Origin of the sequence: Pyrinomonas sp., assembly GCF_040289685.1 — a bacterium.
GTDB lineage: Bacteria > Acidobacteriota > Blastocatellia > Pyrinomonadales > Pyrinomonadaceae > Pyrinomonas.
This window is the reverse complement of the sequence record NZ_PSLQ01000022.1, coordinates 26593-44042: the sequence shown is the minus strand read 5'-3', so window position 1 is coordinate 44042 and position 17450 is coordinate 26593. Positions and strand designations below refer to the sequence as shown.

15 protein-coding genes are annotated in these 17450 nt (G+C 59.1%); 2 read left to right on the top strand and 13 right to left on the bottom strand.

Annotated elements, in window-relative coordinates; genetic code table 11:
* Positions 1–233: 233 nt before the first annotated feature.
* Entirely contained in the window at positions 234–3449 is a 3216-nt protein-coding gene (locus tag C4334_RS06895) for a TonB-dependent receptor (protein ID WP_352431352.1), read from the bottom strand.
* A gap of 258 nt (positions 3450–3707) precedes the next feature.
* Between C4334_RS06895 and C4334_RS06890 the strand changes: the two genes are divergently transcribed.
* Entirely contained in the window at positions 3708–4928 is a 1221-nt protein-coding gene (locus C4334_RS06890; protein ID WP_352431351.1) for a hypothetical protein, read from the top strand.
* A gap of 1 nt (position 4929) precedes the next feature.
* Here C4334_RS06890 and C4334_RS06885 read toward each other — a convergent pair whose 3' ends face one another.
* The 5 genes from C4334_RS06885 to C4334_RS06865 form a co-directional block, all read right to left on the bottom strand.
* A complete protein-coding gene (locus C4334_RS06885) occupies positions 4930–5097 on the bottom strand; it encodes a hypothetical protein (protein WP_352431350.1) in 168 nt (55 codons plus the stop codon).
* 123 nt (positions 5098–5220) lie between these two features.
* On the bottom strand, positions 5221–5748 hold the full coding sequence (locus tag C4334_RS06880) for a metal-binding protein (protein WP_352431349.1): 528 nt from the start codon (positions 5746–5748) through the stop codon (positions 5221–5223).
* 190 nt (positions 5749–5938) lie between these two features.
* Positions 5939–6370, bottom strand: coding sequence for a hypothetical protein (locus C4334_RS06875; RefSeq protein ID WP_352431348.1), 432 nt, complete (start codon positions 6368–6370; stop codon positions 5939–5941).
* A gap of 24 nt (positions 6371–6394) precedes the next feature.
* The gene (gene aroB / locus C4334_RS06870) at positions 6395–7537 is read right to left on the bottom strand and encodes a 3-dehydroquinate synthase (protein WP_352431347.1); all 1143 of its coding nucleotides are present in this window, start codon (positions 7535–7537) and stop codon (positions 6395–6397) included.
* A 50-nt stretch (positions 7538–7587) separates the two neighbouring features.
* Positions 7588–9060: a hypothetical protein gene (locus C4334_RS06865; protein ID WP_352431346.1), complete on the bottom strand. Its 1473-nt coding sequence runs from the start codon at positions 9058–9060 to the stop codon at positions 7588–7590.
* A gap of 802 nt (positions 9061–9862) precedes the next feature.
* On the opposite strand from C4334_RS06865, the gene C4334_RS06860 reads away from it, so the two are divergent.
* Positions 9863–10582, top strand: coding sequence for an SDR family oxidoreductase (locus C4334_RS06860; protein WP_352431345.1), 720 nt, complete (start codon positions 9863–9865; stop codon positions 10580–10582).
* Between the two features lie 285 nt (positions 10583–10867).
* On the opposite strand, the gene C4334_RS06855 is transcribed toward C4334_RS06860, so the two are convergent.
* The 7 genes from C4334_RS06855 to ctaD all read right to left on the bottom strand — a co-directional run bounded on the left by C4334_RS06855 (position 10868) and on the right by ctaD (position 17445).
* Positions 10868–11557: an inorganic pyrophosphatase gene (locus C4334_RS06855; protein ID WP_352431344.1), complete on the bottom strand. Its 690-nt coding sequence runs from the start codon at positions 11555–11557 to the stop codon at positions 10868–10870.
* Between the two features lie 72 nt (positions 11558–11629).
* Positions 11630–12790 carry a S1C family serine protease gene (locus tag C4334_RS06850; RefSeq protein ID WP_352431343.1) on the bottom strand — a complete coding sequence of 387 codons (1161 nt, stop codon included), beginning with the start codon at positions 12788–12790 and terminating at the stop codon, positions 11630–11632.
* Positions 12791–13107: 317 nt separating this feature from the next.
* On the bottom strand, positions 13108–13446 hold the full coding sequence (locus tag C4334_RS06845; RefSeq protein WP_352431342.1) for a DUF5658 family protein: 339 nt from the start codon (positions 13444–13446) through the stop codon (positions 13108–13110).
* 287 nt (positions 13447–13733) lie between these two features.
* Positions 13734–14654 carry a heme o synthase gene (gene cyoE, locus C4334_RS06840; RefSeq protein ID WP_352431341.1) on the bottom strand — a complete coding sequence of 307 codons (921 nt, stop codon included), beginning with the start codon at positions 14652–14654 and terminating at the stop codon, positions 13734–13736.
* A 30-nt stretch (positions 14655–14684) separates the two neighbouring features.
* Entirely contained in the window at positions 14685–14996 is a 312-nt protein-coding gene (locus C4334_RS06835) for a cytochrome C oxidase subunit IV family protein (RefSeq protein WP_352431340.1), read from the bottom strand.
* A gap of 1 nt (position 14997) precedes the next feature.
* Positions 14998–15681: a cytochrome c oxidase subunit 3 family protein gene (locus C4334_RS06830; RefSeq protein WP_352431339.1), complete on the bottom strand. Its 684-nt coding sequence runs from the start codon at positions 15679–15681 to the stop codon at positions 14998–15000.
* 87 nt (positions 15682–15768) lie between these two features.
* On the bottom strand, positions 15769–17445 hold the full coding sequence (gene ctaD / locus C4334_RS06825; RefSeq protein ID WP_352431338.1) for a cytochrome c oxidase subunit I: 1677 nt from the start codon (positions 17443–17445) through the stop codon (positions 15769–15771).
* Positions 17446–17450: the final 5 nt, after the last annotated feature.

Genomic DNA, 17450 nt, shown 5'->3' with positions numbered 1-17450 from the left:
CTAAAAGCCAGATCAAATCTTCAACAACCATCCTGCGATGAACCCCATGGTTCATGTACAACACGAAATAATCAATCAAGAGGAAGGGAGCCGCCTTTCCTCCCCACGTCTAAAGGCGGGGCTTCCGGGCGGCGCTCGTGGTGAATCGAAGCCACGTGAAAGATGTGACGCGGAAGAGAAGCGTCCGGGCAAGTTTCCATTTGCCCGGACGCTCAAGCTTGACAGAACGGATTCTAGAAGAGCAGACGGAATCCGAAGCGAACGCTGCGTGGTCCTTGGTAAGCGTTGGTCAAGTTATAGGTGCTGAACTTGCGATCCGGTGAAGCGTTGATGTAGTTGACCACCAAATCGCGAATTCCGCCGTTGAAGATCCGGCGAATGGTCGTCACCTCATCCCCTGTCCCGAGAACACCACCGGTGATGTTGGACGGGCTAAGCGCCGTCTGCCGTCCCAATTCGTTGCTTTCGTTGAACAGGTTCAGGATATCGAGGTCGAAGACCAACGTGTACCGTTGATCGCTTCCGAAGCGATACCGGTGCCGAATGGCGAAATCCGTCTGCGTGAAAGCTTTGGTTCGACCCAGATCGCCCAAACCGTAGAGGAACGTCGGACTCAAGTTGTAGAGGGTGAAGATAGTCGTTAGCGGCGTTCCGGATTGCGCCGTTGTGAAGCCGGAGAACTCCGTCGAATTCGAACCGCTCCAATCGTACGTGTAAGCTCCGTAGAACTTGAAAACATGCGGCCTATCGGTAGGCAAGCGGCCCAGAGCAGGCTTGCCGTCCATGGTGAAAGCCGCAAACGGCAGATCGAAGAGGCGGTTCACGTTCGGACTCGTTCGGCCAGCTTCGAAAGAGTTGGCCAATCCGGGATAGTTGCCGTACAACCGGCTGTAGGTGTAATTGGCGTTGAAGTAGTAGTTGCGAGACAAGCGCTTGTCGAGGCGCAACTCTAGGGCGTCGTATTTACGAATCGCCTTCACCGTCGGGTAACCGAACTGGCGCGCCACCTCCTCGGCCAAACCAAATCCCGGATTGCCAATGATGTAGGCTTCGCTCCCCTCCGGGGTCGGGATGCCGATGTCTTCAATAGCCCGATCGATCTGCTTGTGCGTATAGCGGCTGCTGAAGACGAACGTCCCTAGGAAGGACTTAGGCGATCCCAGTTCGCGCTCAAAGCCCACGGTGAATTCGCTCTGCCGTTGCGCTTTGAGGTTCGGATCGACGGCACCACCCTCGAAGATGCTTCCTCCGACCTGATTGGACGGGATGCGGAAGTCGAATTGGCAGCGAGTAAGCCCAGTGCTGTTCGGAATCGGACAACGACCGCCGGGCACATCTTGGTTACTGCCGAGGATTCGCGATACGGTGAAGAAGGTGTACGGCGTCGTGTTCGGGAAGATCTCGAAGTAGTCTCGGCGGTAGAAGTCACCGCCGAACGAACCGCGCGGCAGCTCGTACTTGAAGCGATCGTAGAACCAGCCGTAGAAACCGAACACCTTCGTCTTTCCATCGCCGGTCAAATCCAGCGCGAAGCCAATGCGCGGGGCGGGCTTATCGCCGAAACCGAAAGTGATGCCGGGATTGCCCGGGCTGAAGCTCGGCACGGTCTCACGCTCCGTGCGGAAGCCCAAATTGAGCGTCAACCGACGGAAGGGTTGCCAGCTATCTTGAATATAAACGCCCTGGTTGTTGCTGCTCGCCTTGCCCTTGGTGCCAAAACGCTGCAAGAAACCAGAGCCGATTGCTCCCGGGGTGGGCGCAAGACCAGCCAAGTTGTCGATCGTCAGTCCGTAGTAAAGGACTACCACGCCTTCGTTGATGTAGCCCTGACTGACGTCGTTGCTGATGCCGTTGTACTGATAGCCAAACTTGAACTGATGCCGCCCAGCAAAGCTGCTCACGTAATAGCTGACGTCACCATCGAAGGTCTTGCGAATCGAGACGTCGTAATCGATCTGGAAGTTACTGGCAAAGTTCTGGAACCCAGGAGTGCAGCCGCCAAACTGTTGAGCGAGCGAGGCGCTGCTTGCGGCGTTGCAAATGTAGCGTGTTTGTCGAGGTATCCCATAGGAGTTGAGCTTCTCGTTCAGGAAGCTCCGACCAGCGCGAGCGCTGATCACCAGCTTGCTCGTCGGGGTCCAATCTACTTTGCCCGAAACATCGTTGGCGTTCTGTCGCCCGCCCTGCTGCCGCAAAAAGTCAGGACCAACCAGCGTCTGACCGCCAATGGGCGCCTGAGGAGGTGCGCCTAGCGCATCGGTGAATGCCGGCAAAACGCCCTTTTGCGCAATCGGGCTCCACGTAAAGCTTCCCGTCGCCCGAATCTTGTCCGTGATGGCCGCATCGAGCCGCGTCAAGGCGTAGTAGTTGATCCGCTGCGCCCGATAGACGGCCGTTTGCGTAACCGTTCTCGTGCGCGGATCAGACGTGATGTAGCTCAAATCGCGAACCGTGTTGTAGTACTGCGGCGAGTAGCTCGTCAAAAACCACAACCTGTTCTTGACGATCGGACCGCTAATGGTGCCAAAGAAGAACTCATCCGTGCCGCCATCTCGCCGCGGACGGATGTACTCCGGAATCGCAACGAAGTTACCCGTCGATACTCTCCCTGTACGGAATTCGCGAAGGAATTGACGCGGCCCCGCCTGTAACTTAGCTGGTTGGAATTGCGCGCCAAACTCACCATGCAGCTCGTTGGTTCCACCGCGGGTGACGACGTTGATCACACCGCCCGTGGCGCCGCCAAATTCCGCTTCAAACCCAGAAGATTTGACCTGAACTTCTTGAACCAGCTGAAACGGCAGGTTGAAGTTGGCGTTCAAAACGCCCGTGCGGAAGTTGGTGACCTCCTGTCCATCGATGATGAACGTGTTTTCCGAACCTGAGGCACCGTCAACTTGAAATCCACCTGCCAGAGGCTCCGGCCTGACAGCGGGAGCAACTTGCAAAAGGCTTGTGAAGTTCGTTCCCTTGGGCAACAACTCTGCCACTTGGGCTGTGATGTTGGTCTGAATTTTATTGTCGGTCGGATCGATCGCACCGACTTCAGACGTTACGGTCACCGCTGCCTGCACGCCACCCGTTTGCAGGGTTATCGTGACTGGCGTCGTTTTGCCGAGGATAACCCCAACGTTGTCAACCGTGGCAGCCGCAAACCCGGCTGTCGGTTCCGTCGAAATCGTGTAAACGCCCGGAGGGACCTCCAACGCCCGGAAGAAACCGTTTTGATCCGTCGTCAGAGTGCGCCGGAAACCGACCGACGCGCTGGGAGCCGCGCCTCCTGTGGTCGCTTTGCTTGTGATCGTGATAGTCACGCCCGGAACCACGCCGCCTTGCGGGTCTTTCACTATGCCCTCAATGGCACCTGTGGTCTCTTGGGCAAAAGTCGCCGCTGAAAAACAGCACACGGCCACAAGCAGCGAGAGGAGAAGTGAAACCTTCTTGCCCATGTCTTGTGACAACTCCTTTCATTAAAGCTTTATCGAAAGCTATTTGGACACGGATTGCTCCGAAGCATTATTAAGGCAAGTCACGCGCCACAATTCGAGGACGCCCCGGATTTCGGCTAAACCTTTGATTAAACTACATTTATCTTGAAAGCGCGGTCCCCCTTTGATCGCCTTGCAGCGGCTTTTGAACGAAAATTTGGATTTCTTATCCAAAAATTTGGATTTTTCCGAGTGGCCCTAGTCAGAAGAGCGCCGCTCATGTTAAAAGTTTCAAACGGTATGGGCGCCGAATCGCTCAATCCCGTAGTCCATGCGGTTCTCTCCGGTGCGGCGCCGCGGCAGGCGAGGCTTGCCGCAGCGCGTGGGCTGCTGCCATTGCCGCAAGCCGACTTGCTTGAGGTCTTGGTCGGGTTGCGCGCCGACGCTGATCAAGAGATCGCGCGTGCGGCAGAGGAATCGCTTCACACGCAAAAAGAGGAGGACTTGCTTGGAACCGTAAGGACCAGCGAACTCTCGCCGCGGGTCCTGGCGTACTTCGCCTCGCGACGCGACCTTGGTCGGATCATACACGAAGCGCTGGTGCTCAATGAGCGTACGCCCGACGAAGCCGTGTTGGAGATCGCACGTGCGACTGAAGATGGAGTGCTGCTCGAGACGATCGCGATTAATCAACAGCGTTTAATCCGCGCGCCTGAGATCATCGAGGCCATTTTGCAGAACCCGGCGCGCACGCCCGAGGCTGAACGGCGCGCCATCGAGACGCGCCGCGAGTTCTTCGAAAAGGAACGGGGTGCGCGCCAAATCGCTGAGGAGATGCGCGCGCGCGGGCTCGTTGCAGCCGCAGAGTTCGTCGAAGCAGCGGAATCGACGGGCACGCGCCAGATCGCCGAACAAGACTTGTGGTTACTCGCGGCGCATATTGAGGTTTCCGACGTTGATCTCGACGATTCATGGTTGCCGCTTGAAAAGATCGAAGAGCTGGTTGAAGAGACCGAGGCGCAACGCGCGAGCAACGTCGAGCGCATCATCGCCGAGATGCAGGGCGACGAGGAGATCGCACCGGAGCGAATCTCGCTTATCCGCCGCGTCATGCTGATGAGCGTCAAGGATCGCGTCAAACTGGCGCTCAAAGGCGACCGCGAAGTCCGCAACATCCTGATTCGCGACGCGAACAAGACCGTCGCCACAGCGGTCATGAAGAACCCGCGTTTGACGGATCACGAAGTCGAAACAATTGCCGCCATGCGCACCGTGCCCGAAGAGGTGCTCCGTTTGATCGCTCTCAACCGGTCGTGGGCGCGTTCTTATCCGATCATACACAACCTCGCGCGCAACCCGCGCACGCCCATTCCGACCGCGATGAACATCTTGCCGCGCCTCTATGCTAAAGATCTTCGAGCGCTTGCGCAAAACAGAAACGTTTCGGAGGCCGTCCGCCGTCAAGCGCTCAGGCTCGCGCAAACTCGTCTTGGCGAGTAGCTCAGACGCGCCAGCGCGAAAGAACGCGCGCAACCGCCGACTTGCGCTCCACTGGCCCGGCAGTCGAGTCTGTGCGTCGCGGCGAGCGCGAAAGAAAGCTCACTACCACTAACTGGTATCTCCTCCCGTAAGTTCGTTGCGCTGGACCGATCTGCAAAAGGATGCGCATCAGTACCGACCGTTCCACCCAACTGGCGCAACTTTTTGCGACGGCTAGAAGCTTCCTTTGGAGGCGTATCCGATTGAAGGTCTTCGAAACCGGCTCAGCTTCCCATCGACGGACGCGGAAGGTTTAAAAGACGTCGAATAGTTTGCGCGCGACGGAGGCGAGCAGATCGAGGAGCGTGTGAATCGCAGCCCCCCACCACAACCCGACGACCACCGCCAACATCGCCCGCCGCCCGATTCTTTTTTCGATCTCGCCCTGAATCGCGCTCCAAGCTTCGAGCATTTCAGTTGTGCCCGGGGCGGCGCCGTGGACGAAAAGCGCGCGCAAGCAAACGCCTGCGATCAACAGAAGCGCGACGATGCCCGTGAAGTAGAAGACGCGCACGAGCGTCCCGAAAAGCAGCCCGTGCGACCAGCGCGACCGATGTGCGAAGAAGAGGCGATAAGGCCACCAGATGAACCGCAACGGCCCCCAACGGCTGTATTGGCGCGATGTCGTATCGAGATCAGGGCCAAACATCAACCCACCGAAGAGCGTGGCAGCGACAACGAGCGCGCTCATCGCCGGATCGCGCGTCAAAGCCCAAACCAAAAAGGCCGTCGGCGCGAGCGAAAGCAAGGTCACAAGATCATGCGTTCGACCCGATGGCATGCGCGCCGACGTTATAGCACGCGCCGACGAACGCGCCAAATCACGCGAAGGTAAGGCGCTCCAGCGCCGCGCCGCCGCTCGCTCAGCTCATTTACAGCGCGACGAACGTGCCGAATCACGCGAGGGAAGGGATTCAGGTCCAAAGCGGCGCATCAGCCGCCTTCCACGCTGCGCGGCGAGCGCGATCTCATTAGGAAGAGAGGAAACTGTTGCTTCGCGCCGTGTGGTCGAATGAGTACTGGTAAGTGAAGCCGGGGAACTGAATGAGGCGCACGAACTGCACGTGCACTTCCATGCGGTTGCCATTCTGCCGTGCCTGAACGACCGCGTCGGGCGGCATGCCGTACTGCTCGCCGCCAGCTTTGATCTCTTTGACGACCCACTCGGCAGATTTGCCCGTCGCCGCCGCGATGTTAACCTTCTCCTGCATGAAGTCCTTCAAACCGTAAGCTTGAATGGCGACGGGGACGTATTGCAGCAACGAATATGCAGCCAACGCGACAAGGGCGATGATGAGAATAAACTTCAAGGTCGCCCCGCCGTGCTCGTTCGCTCGTCGAACGTTGGTATGCCCACAGCTCTTTTCGACCTCGCTCTTTTCAACGCGCACTACGCTGTACATCTTGGAATCCTCCCTCAAGAAAGCTCAACCGAGAATGGACCGCAACGCGGCGCGCACCGCGGACGGTTCGACTTCGCGCTCCGGAACGACGCGCGCGCAACCGATGCCTTCGAGCAGAACCCAGTGCAGTTCGCCGCCGAGCGACTTTTTATCGAGACGCAAGGCGGCGAGAACGGCGTCCAAATCGAGGCTTGTGAGCTTCGGCAAGCGACCGGCCAATCCGATGGCGGCGCACAGCTCCTCCAGTTCTGCGCGCGCGAGCAGTCCGAGCCGCGATGAGATTTCGCCTGCGGCCATCATGCCGTAACCGACCGCTTCGCCGTGACGCAAGCGGCGGTAGCCGGTCGCGGCTTCGAGCGCATGGCCGACCGTGTGGCCGAAGTTCAAGATGCGCCGTGAGCGCCGATCCGTGCGCGTCATCTCTTCGCGCTCATCGCCGGAGACGATCTCCGCTTTGAAAGCGCAGTGCGCAGCGATCAAGTCAGCCAGCGCTTTGCTGTCGTCCAAAGGTTTGCCGGTAGCCAATCGGTCGCGCGTCGCTTCGAAGAGCGCGCGGCTGCCCACTGCACCGTGCTTGATCGCTTCGCACCAGCCCGCCGTAAGCTCGCGCCGCGGCAGACTCTTTAAGGTTTCCACGTCGACGATGACGGCGCGCGGTTGGTGGAAGGCGCCGACGAGATTCTTGCCTGCACGCATGTTGACGCCCGTTTTGCCGCCCACCGACGCATCTATCTGGGCCAGCAGCGTCGTCGGCACCTGCACCAAAGCCAACCCGCGCAGGTAGATGGCCGCGACGAATCCGGCGAGATCGCCGATCACGCCGCCGCCAAGCGCAACGACAACATCGTTGCGCTCAAAGCGCGCCTCCGTCAAACGCTCCAAGGCTTTTCCCACTGTGCGCAAATTCTTGTGTCGCTCGCCTTCCCCCATCAGCCAATGCACGACGTCGAAGCCGCAGCGTTGCAATCCCTCGGCGACTTGCAAGCCGTAGAGCGTCCACACGCGCCGGTTGGAAACGACGAACGCGCGCCGCGCGCGTTGGCCCACAGCCCCACGCACGTGATCCCCAACATTTGCAAGCAAGCCAACGCCGACTTCCACTTCGTAGGCGGCGCTCTGCGCCTCCGTTCGCACCGCGATAGCGCGCTTTCTCTCGACGGCGTTCATCCAGCTTCTTCTCCAAAAGAATCGAACGCAGCTCAGATGTGATGGGGCGCTCAGTCTTCGTCCCCCAAACAATCGAGCATGGCATCGGCCATGAAGTCGTAATCGAGCGCGCCGGCGCCAATGAGCGGTGCCAGCTCCTCGACCGCGTAACGCGCTCCCACGTTCCAAACATCGATCAATTCATCACGTCCGCCGCGCGTGCGCCACCACGCTCTCCCGTAGCGCGTGCGCAGCCGTTCATTCCACATAACGGCGAAGCAGAGGGCGCGAAGCTCCGTCGTCGCCTGCCACCCTTCGCGGACCTCCACCTGAAGGGCTGCTGCCGTTCGCTCGAATCCCGTGGCGTCTGCAAGCGCAGCGGCGAACTCGCTTCGCTGCAGCGCGGCGTTTTCGGCGACGAACCGTTGCGCAAGCACGCACCAAAATCGCGCCGCGTGGAGTTCAGCGAGCGACGTGGCGTGGGCCACGCGACGCGCTTCAGCGGAAGGCAACCCACGCACTTCTTCGATCCAACGCGCATCGCACCACAACCGACGGAAAAGAGCGGCATGTCCGCCTTCGGGCGCGCGATCAGGCGAATGGATCAGCTCCGGATAACGCGCCGCCATCTGGCGCGATGCCCAAGCGAAGTAGAGCGCTCGCCCGCCTTCGGCAAAAAGGGATGCATAACGCGGCAGCCCCGTCCCTTGGCCGATAACAAGATGCACTTCGTCGGGCGGAGCGACGGCAAAGCAACGCGCTTCGCCATGGGGCATGAAGATGGGTTCGACCTTGAGATTCGGCATCTGGTCCAGCCTGATCTGCAGTCGTTCGACTGCGGTGCGCCAGACCGGAAGCAACCCTTCGGCGGGGAAGAAAGGATCAAACGCGGCCAGACGACGAAAGCGGAGTTCATCGGCGAGATCAAACTCCGCACTCGAATCGTATTCTGGATCGAAACGCAGGCGCGCCCGCAGCGCCGCCAGATAGCGCTCGGCCGTCCTCGCTAGGAATCCGTTGGCAGCCACAGCCAGTTCATCGAACTGCGCGCGCGTGGCTCTTTCGTAGAGCGCCACCGAACCGGGATGCCCCAGCGTACGGGCCGCTTCTTCCATGAGGGCCAAGCGCTCAGCGCGCAAATCGTCACATGCAGCGAGAGCATCGAGGGCGCGACGCACCAAGGCTCGCCTCTCCTTCGGACGCGCCTCTTCCGCAGCTTGAAGACGTATCTCGTCCCACTTCGCGCCTTGTTCGCACGCCCTCAATTCGTCTGCGACCGAACGTGCTGACGCCTCAACGTAAAGGACATGTGCAGCTGCAAGCAACAACTCGAGGGCAGCGCGTTCGGTGGCGAATTCTGCCGACGTCTCATCCAAGGCGCGAGACAAGTCGCTGATGTGGTCGCGTGCCCAGAGATCGGCGTAACGCTCTTCAAGCAGCTCTTCGTCGGCTCCGATGTTGCGCCCCGTAACCTCAGCGTAGCTCCTGCGCTCTTTTTCGGAACAGAAGGAAGCGTACTCCCGGCGGTAGATGCTCGTCTCCATCGCGTGCGCGCTCTTGCGCACTGCCGATTCTAACACGAGCGCCGAACACAGGCCGATCAAAAACGCACCGACGCTGAAGGGGACTTTCCCGTTGTGTTGGTGATTCGGTCTGCGAAGGACCGCCATGACCGTTATGAAGTGCCGCACGATCTAAAAAGCGGGTGCGACAAACTTGGGGAATGCCGCACCCGCCTTAAATTATGTGGTTACTGTCCTCACCCCAGCAACCACCGAGACGGAGGATCCACCAACCGTCTCTCTTGCCCCATAATATACATCGCAACGTCCGTGCCATGCAAGCCCCCTTTTGAGTGCCCCGGGGAAGCGAACTAAAATACTGAATTGCAACAACTTACGTCGAGACCAAAACGGGCATCCGCTGGTCCGCAAAACCCCGATGTAAAAATTACATCTTGGGATGAGTAACTTTTGCCTCTCTTGTCCGAAAAATTCATCGACGGAACCGTCTGCACTCGCTTGAAAGTTCCTTCATCTCATGCGACAGGTGGTCTTTGCAAAGGCACACCGGGGCAGATTGCCGCGCACGTTTGAAAGTTCATCTCGTGCGACCGTATGGGCGCCGTTCCGAGTCCTTTCGGCCTTTCATCTTCGAAAAGCTCACCTGTGAGCCAGCGCAACGCCAGCGAGCATCCATATTCGATTCTATTTGTCGGCGGCGCCATCATCCTTTGAGCTTTTCGTGATAAGACCTTCAAAGCCACGAGTCATTTTCGCTTGAGCGAAGCAGCGACGGACCGCGCTTGGGCAAGGAGACTATTTTTTCTCTAGGAGCAAAGCGAAAATGGATCTAAGCGGCAAGGTCGTGATGGTCGTCGGTGCGGGACGCGGAATTGGGCGGACGGCGGCGGAGATGTTCGCCGCCGCCGGAGCCGATCTCGTCATCGCCTCGCGCACGGAAGCCGAATTGCTGGAGCTTCAGTTCAAACTCGAACGCGAACAGCGAAGTCGCGTGTTGGTCCAGCCAGCGGACGCTACTCTGCCGACGGACGTGGAACGTCTGGTGAGCGAGACGCTTCATTCTTTCGGTCGCGTCGACACACTGCTGTACGCCGCTGGCGTGGGCGCACTCAAACCTCTCGCAGAGACGAGTCTTGACGATTTCGATCGCTTGATGAACGTCAACACGCGCGGCGCGTTTCTCGTCGCCAAAGCGGTGTTGCCCGTCATGGAGAAACAGCGGCACGGACATGTAATCGCGATTCCGGGCATCCTTGGACGCGCGCCCATGGCTCATGCTGCTGCCTACTGCGCCGCCAAGTTCGCGCTAACCGGAATGATGAAAGCGCTCGCGCTCGAATACAAGCGTGCCGGCGTGCGCTTTAGCCTGCTCCATTTCGGTGGCGTCAACACGAGCTTTTGGGATGCGATAGGCATGCGCGTGCAGCGCGAGAAGATGTTGACGCCGGAAGCTGCCGCGCGCGCCGTCTTTTTCGCTGCTACGCAAGAAGGCGAAGGCGTGCTCAACGAACTGGTTCTGCAACCGGAGTCGCACCAGCTCTAGCGCAACGCTTGAGAAATAGACACCGATTGATCACTGCCATAGATTACGGATCGCATCAGCTTCAACGCTTGAAAAAGCGGCCCCGAACGCGCGGGTAGGCGTCAAGGAGGGCTTCCCGGACTAACACGATGCGAAGAAGCGCGATGGTTGGCGAAAAGCGCACCGCCTTCGCGTCGCACGCAACGTGCTCAAGACGCGACGAGAGAACACGAGCGCCACGGCTTTGACTGAAGCTCGTCTAAGCGACCGAAGTGTTTCTTGCTCGTCGCTCGCCCGGTGTGGGAGCTACGAAGAGAGCAGCCGACGCAAAGCACCCATGCGCTCCTCCGGCTCGCCGTACCGTTCGCGGTAGTCAGCGATGCTGCGCCGGATGATCTCCAACGCTTCGGCCCGGTTGTAAACATCGATGATCTCGACGCGACGCGGAGCTTCGTCGGGAAGCTGTTTATAGCTCATGAAGTAATGCTTGAGCCGATCGATCAAGCCCTTCGGACACTCGGTGATGTCTTCAAGCCGTCCGTAAACGACATCGGATTCAAGCACGGCGATGATTTTGTCATCGGCGTCGTTGCCGTCGATCATCCGCAAGCCGCCGATGGGACGCGCGCGCACGAAGAAGTTGCCATGTGCGGCGGTCTTCTCCGTCAACACGCAGATATCCATCGGATCGCCGTCGCCTTCGACGTCCGTCAGTCCGGTTCGTTGACGACAGATTTCGGCGACCGCTTCGCCGCAAAAGGTCTGCGGAATGAAGCCGTAAAGCGTCGGGCAGAAGGAGGAGAAGCGTTGCGGTCGATCAACGCGCAGGTGGCCCGAGACTTTGTCGAGTTCGTATTTGACGGCATCGGTCGGGACGATCTCAATGTAAGCGTTGACCACTTCGGGCGCTTCTTCACCCGGCGCCACGCCATGCCACGGATGCGCCTGAAAGAGCAGCGTGAACAGATTATGTAGTTTGCTCTCTTGCGTCTTCATCTTCAAGAGAAGGTGATTGTCCGCTGCGGCCCGAACCGGCGTACCACGCGCCGTCCCCTTCAAGCTGAAGGATCAACGACGGAACAGGCCGCGACGTTCAGACATCAATCTTACGGGGAGGCGAACGCGATTGCCGTCGCGCCAAACCTCGACTTGAATAACATCGCCTACTTCGTGGCGATCGAGGATGCGCGTCAGATCGTCCCTGTTGCGCACGCGCTCGCCATCCACAGCAAGGATGATGTCGCCGAGCACATAATCACCGTCAGGCGTAACCGAGATGCCGCGCAAACCAGCCGAAGCGGCCGAACCGTTTGGTTCGACCTGTACGATGATAAGTCCTTCCTCGACGGGCAACCCCATCTCGGGAGTAACGTCGCGCGTGTAGACGCCAAGTTTGGGCCGAACGACATAACCGTTGCTGATCAGTTGCGGAACGACGCGCTTGGCGACGTTGACTGGCACGGCAAAGCCGACGCCAGCAAACGCTCCCGATGGACTCAGGATCTGTGAGTTGATGCCGATCATTCGCCCGTGCGAATCGAGCAGTGGGCCGCCGGAATTACCCGGATTGATGGAGGCATCGGTTTGAATCGCCTCGATCAAACGCCCGGTCGCTTGCGAATAGATCGGTCGTTGCAAACCGCTGATGATGCCAGTGGTCAACGTCCGGTCGAGACCGAACGGGTTGCCGATGGCGAGCACTTTCTGACCGACCATTAACTGGTCCGAATCGCCAAAAGGCACCACACGCAGAAGATCGCGCGGTACGTTGTCGACCTTGATCACCGCCAGATCCGTGTCTGGATCGCGTCCAACCACCCGTGCGCGGAAGACCCGGTTGTTGCCGAAATCGACCAACAGTTGACGCGCATCGGCGATGACGTGATCGTTGGTCAGAATGTGCCCTTCTTGATCGATCACCGAGCCGGAGCCCGTGCCTTCGCGCGGCACGGGATCGAAGAAACTTCGCCCGCCGGAGATCGACTTGATGTTGACCACGCCGGGCGAAATGGCACGATATATCTCGATGTTGTTGCGCTCATCGGTCGCAACTGAAGGATCAGTGATGCCGGGCGGAGCTGTTTCCGTGAAAGCGGCGCCGTCCGGCTGGAGCCTTTGACTCCAACGATTGAAACACGAGACGATGCCCGCTGCAATCAACGCCGAAACGAGGGCGATGAGCAGCATCTGACGCACCGAAAGCTGATAAAGTCTTGGTGAACGATTCATCGTCTTCGACGCTCCGGGGCAAATACTCCCGACAACTGAAGTCTAGCACAAAGCGCAGCGTTTCCAATGGCTGAGCTTCCCTTTCTTCCCATGGGGAAAGTCCCCACGATTGAAGTCTAATTCCTCGGCCAAACTTTAGCCAACCTACGAGCCTTGATCGTTAAAGCGTCGGTGGCGGAGCGAAGTTTTCGCTGGTTTGCCGAGCCGAAAAGTTGTTGTTTCGGATCATCGCACGGCCAAGCTAGGTGAGAAAACGGGGCGCTCGATGCCTTCTCCCCCGCCAGCAATCAGACAGCGCCGAAAAGCGCGACGGCAACTCATTTGAAGAACTGCACTGCCGTCGCCGCCGAAAGCCGACCGTCGAAAACAACGGCAGCCGTGACCGCATGGATCAACATCAAGCCTAGGTAGAGAGCGAGCGCAAAATCAAGCCCGCCGCGCGCCAGCCGCCGGTCGGACCAACGCCAGAGCACATAGGCGGCAAATGCGCCGACGAGCACCTTGACCGCAAGAAAAGGCGCGTCTCCGGCTTCGAGCAAACGCGCCATCAACCAGTTCCCTTCTTCGGTCATTCCAGCGCGCACCCAGAGCAGGGTGAGCTTGGCATCCAACAGATTCAGAAGAAAAAGGAGCGTGCATTTAGCCGGCGCGTTCACGCAAACCTTCCGCAAAAAGATGTTTAACCGCCCCTTTCAACGCAGAAGCCCTAGCTGACAGCAGCTAGGGCTTCCAACGCGTGAGGGGAAACGACGAATCGTTCTCTTGTATCCGAGATACAGTTTGAATGGGCGGTCGATTCCGCAAGTGCGGGAAGCGACGGTTTTCGCGGCGGGCGGTATCCGGCCTCGATGCCCGGTTCAGGACTCCGAACTTGTCTCAAGAAGAGAAGGGGTTGCGGCGCGCGACGAGCGGGGAGAAGAGCGATTTTTCGCTCGCTGCCGGTTCAACGCGCGTTCATGATCATGAGGATGAAGAGCAGCGGCAGGTAGAGCACCGAAGCGAGCAGCACTTGCCGGGCATGGTTTCTCGAAAGCGACCGTGCGGCGCGGACGCTGGTCCACAGGTAAATGGTCCCGAGCGCCGCTGCGCCCCAGAAATAGACGAGGCCAGCGAGACCGATCAACGTCGGCAGCAAGCTGACAGGCAGCAACGCTAGGGCGTAGATGACCATCTGCCTTCCGGTGGAGCGCCCGTCGGGTTCGACCACCGGCAACATCCGTATCCCCGCGCGCGCGTAATCCTCGCGGTACATCCACGCGATGGCGAGAAAGTGCGGGAACTGCCAGAGAAAGAGGATGGCAAAAAGCGTCCAAGCTTCGATGCCGAGCGCACTTGAGAGGCCGAATCCCTTGTTCGCAGCGGCCCAGCCGAGCACTGGCGGCATCGCGCCTGGGAAAGCGCCCACCACGGTCGAGAGCGAAGTGCGCGTTTTGAGCGGGGTGTAGAGCGTTACGTAACCGATGATCACCGCCGCGCCGAGCAAAGCCGTCGTCCAGTCGACGAAAAGCACGAGGTGAAGTTCGGCAAGCGTCGTCAGCGCAAGGCCGAAGGCGAGGGCTTGTCGCGGCGACACTCTACCCGAAGGCAATGGACGATGGGCCGTCCGTTGCATGGCGCGGTCACGTTCGCGCTCCATGTACTGGTTGAGCGCGGCGATGCCTGATGAGAGCAGCCCGATGCCCCACAGGACGTGAAGGAGCGTTGCGTAGTCGAACGGCGCGCGCGCGCCGAGGTAGAAGGCAGCCGCCGCCACCATCACGACCATGAGCGTGATGCGCGGTTTAGTCAGCTCCACAAACGCGACGAGACGCTCGCTCGTCGTGCGCGACGACGTGAGTTCAATGGCAACGCTCTTCGAGATCATCCCTTTGCGACCCTTTTTGAAACGCCCGCGCTACATCGAGATGCGCGCGACCGGAGCGAGCAGATTGCGCGTCACGTAATCGCTCGCCGTCAGCACGAGCATGATCACCAACCAGAAGAGGCCCGCCGCAACGATCACCTGCGTCAGGCGCGAACTGTAACGGACATGCATGAAGTAGAGCACGACGAGCGTCGCTTTGATGACGGCGACCGTCAGTGCGACCGTGATGTTCAGTAAGCCCGGCAGGTCGAAACGCGCGACGAAGACGGTCAGCGCCGTCAGGGCCATCAACGCGCCGAATACGGCGTAGTAGGTCTTTTTCGGAACAATGTGTTCGGACATATCACCCCTTTACATGGAATCCGACCAAATAGAGCAGCGGGAAGAGAAAGATCCAGACGATGTCGACGAAGTGCCAGTAGAGGCCTGAAAGCTCCACCGGCGAATGATATTCGGGCGAATATTTCCCGCGCCACGCGAAGTAGATCAAAAACGAAAGGATGCCAGCGCCGACGATCATGTGAAGCGCATGTAGCCCGGTCATCGCGAAGTAGAGCCAGAAGAAGATCTGCGCTTGTTGCGGGTTCGGGCCATCATAGCGGAAGTGAATGCCTGGGATCAGGCCGTCGTGAAACTTGTGCGAGTACTCGACGACCTTGATGCCGAGAAAGGTCAACCCGAGCAGCAGCGTCAAGACGAGGAAGAGGATGAGCTTGCGTTGGTTGCCGACTTGGGAATGGTAAACGGCCAACGCCATCGTCAAACTGCTCGTGATCAGCACGACCGTGTTGACGCCGCCGAGCACGATGTCCAGATGGTGGCTCGCCTCGGCGAAGACCTGCGGATACCACGAGCGGTAGATCGAATAGGCGAGGAACAGTCCGCCGAAGAACATGATCTCCGTGATGAGAAAGATCCACATTCCCAGCGTACTGGCCTCGCGCTGCTGCTCCAAGTTCTCGAAGTGGTGCGCCAGCGCCGGATGATGCGCGACTGCGCGTTGCGCCGTTACTTCGCTTTGTGCCACGGCTCTTTGAGACTCCTTCTTTTCGACGTTTTTACGACGTCGGGCCGGAGCGGCTCCATCTCGGAACCGCTCCGCCGCGTTCACAAACTAATTGCGTTTTGAGACATCGGGCTCGCTCGGTGGACCGATGATTTCCGTCTCTTCTTGCGGACGGAACTCATAAGCGTTCCACGTAACGACTGGCGTCCGCTCGAAGTTTTCAGGCGGCGGCGGCGAACTCGTGCGCCACTCCAGACCGGTCGCCATCCACGGATCGGCTGGCGCGATCGGTCCCCTCTTGAGCGACCAAAGCAGATAGATGGCTGGCAGGATCAATCCGACGGCCAAGATCGACGCGCCAGCGGTCGAAAGAACGTGCAGCAACTGAAACTCCGGCACGTAGGTGTGGTAGCGGCGCGGCATCCCAAGATAACCCAAGATGAACTGCGGGAAGAAGGTCAGGTTGAACCCGACGAAGACGACCAGCGCGGCGAAACGCGCCCACCCTTCCGGGTAAAGGCGCCCCGTCATCTTGGGCCACCAGTAGTGCATCGCGCCGAGGTAAGCGAGCAACGAGCCGCCTACCATCACGTAGTGAAAGTGCGCGACGACGAAGTAGGTGTCATGAACATGCACGTCCAACCCGAGTGCGGCGAGGAACAGCCCCGTCAATCCACCGATCAAGAAGAGTCCGATGAAACCCATCGCGTAGAGCATCGGCGAATCGTACGAGATCGAGCCGCGGTACATGGTCGCCGTCCAGTTGAAGACTTTGATCGCCGATGGGATGGCCACCGCATAACTGATCAGCGAGAAGATCATGCCAGCGTAAACCGACTGGCTCGACGTGAACATGTGGTGGCCCCAGACGAGAAAGCCGAAGACGGCGATGGCCAAGCTCGAAAAGGCGACGAACTTGTAGCCGAAGATGGGCTTTCGCGAGAAGGTCGCGATGATCTCGCTCACCACGCCCATGGCCGGAAGCACCATGATGTACACGGCTGGATGCGAGTAGAACCAGAACAGGTGTTGGAAGAGAACGGGATCGCCGCCCAACCGCGGATCGAAGATGCCGATGCCAACCGTGCGCTCCAACGCCACGAGAAGCAACGTGATCGCCAGCACGGGCGTTCCCAAAACTTGGATCAGGCTCGTCGCATAATGCGCCCAGACAAAGAGCGGCAGCCGATACCACGTCATGCCCGGCGCGCGCATCGTGTGGATGGTGACGATGAAGTTCAAACCCGTCAGAATCGACGAAAAACCAGCGATGAAGATCCCCAAGCCAGTCGCGATCACGTAAGTGTTAGCGTAGTTGGTGCTGTAGGGCGGGTAGAAGGTCCAGCCCGTATCGACGCCGCCGGCAAACATCGCGTAGGAAGCGAAAAGCGCCCCCGTCATGTAAATGTACCAACTGAGCAGATTGAGGCGCGGGAAGGCGACGTCCTTTGCGCCGATCATGATCGGCAACAAAAAGTTCCCGAAGACTGCCGGGATCGATGGGATCAGGAAGAAGAAGACCATCATGATCCCGTGCTGCGTGAAGAGCTTGTTGTAGGTCTGCGCCGAGACCAAATCGCCTTGCGGCGTCAACAGCTCCAAACGTATCAGCGTCGCATAAATGCCACCGATGAGGAAGAAGAATGAAACCCCCAACAGATAGAGAATGCCGATCCGCTTATGGTCGAGCGTCAGAAGCCATGATTTCAGCGTGTAACCCGCGTTCAAATAGGTCGTTCGCGGCTTAGCTGCTTCCGCTGGCGTGTGGATCACTGCGGTGCTCATAGAGA

What these genes read in the sequence shown, in the direction of transcription:
- C4334_RS06865 (WP_352431346.1), bottom strand. Translation starts at nt 9,060, where the DNA reads ATGGAGACGAGCATCTACCGCCGGGAGTACGCTTCCTTCTGTTCCGAA.
- C4334_RS06855 (WP_352431344.1), bottom strand. Translation starts at nt 11,557, where the DNA reads ATGAAGACGCAAGAGAGCAAACTACATAATCTGTTCACGCTGCTCTTT.
- C4334_RS06860 (WP_352431345.1), top strand. Translation starts at nt 9,863, where the DNA reads ATGGATCTAAGCGGCAAGGTCGTGATGGTCGTCGGTGCGGGACGCGGA.
- C4334_RS06835 (WP_352431340.1), bottom strand. Translation starts at nt 14,996, where the DNA reads ATGTCCGAACACATTGTTCCGAAAAAGACCTACTACGCCGTATTCGGC.
- cyoE (WP_352431341.1), bottom strand. Translation starts at nt 14,654, where the DNA reads ATGATCTCGAAGAGCGTTGCCATTGAACTCACGTCGTCGCGCACGACG.
- C4334_RS06880 (WP_352431349.1), bottom strand. Translation starts at nt 5,748, where the DNA reads ATGCCATCGGGTCGAACGCATGATCTTGTGACCTTGCTTTCGCTCGCG.
- ctaD (WP_352431338.1), bottom strand. Translation starts at nt 17,445, where the DNA reads ATGAGCACCGCAGTGATCCACACGCCAGCGGAAGCAGCTAAGCCGCGA.
- C4334_RS06895 (WP_352431352.1), bottom strand. Translation starts at nt 3,449, where the DNA reads ATGGGCAAGAAGGTTTCACTTCTCCTCTCGCTGCTTGTGGCCGTGTGC.
- C4334_RS06885 (WP_352431350.1), bottom strand. Translation starts at nt 5,097, where the DNA reads ATGCGCATCCTTTTGCAGATCGGTCCAGCGCAACGAACTTACGGGAGG.
- C4334_RS06850 (WP_352431343.1), bottom strand. Translation starts at nt 12,790, where the DNA reads ATGAATCGTTCACCAAGACTTTATCAGCTTTCGGTGCGTCAGATGCTG.
- C4334_RS06890 (WP_352431351.1), top strand. Translation starts at nt 3,708, where the DNA reads ATGTTAAAAGTTTCAAACGGTATGGGCGCCGAATCGCTCAATCCCGTA.
- aroB (WP_352431347.1), bottom strand. Translation starts at nt 7,537, where the DNA reads ATGAACGCCGTCGAGAGAAAGCGCGCTATCGCGGTGCGAACGGAGGCG.
- C4334_RS06875 (WP_352431348.1), bottom strand. Translation starts at nt 6,370, where the DNA reads ATGTACAGCGTAGTGCGCGTTGAAAAGAGCGAGGTCGAAAAGAGCTGT.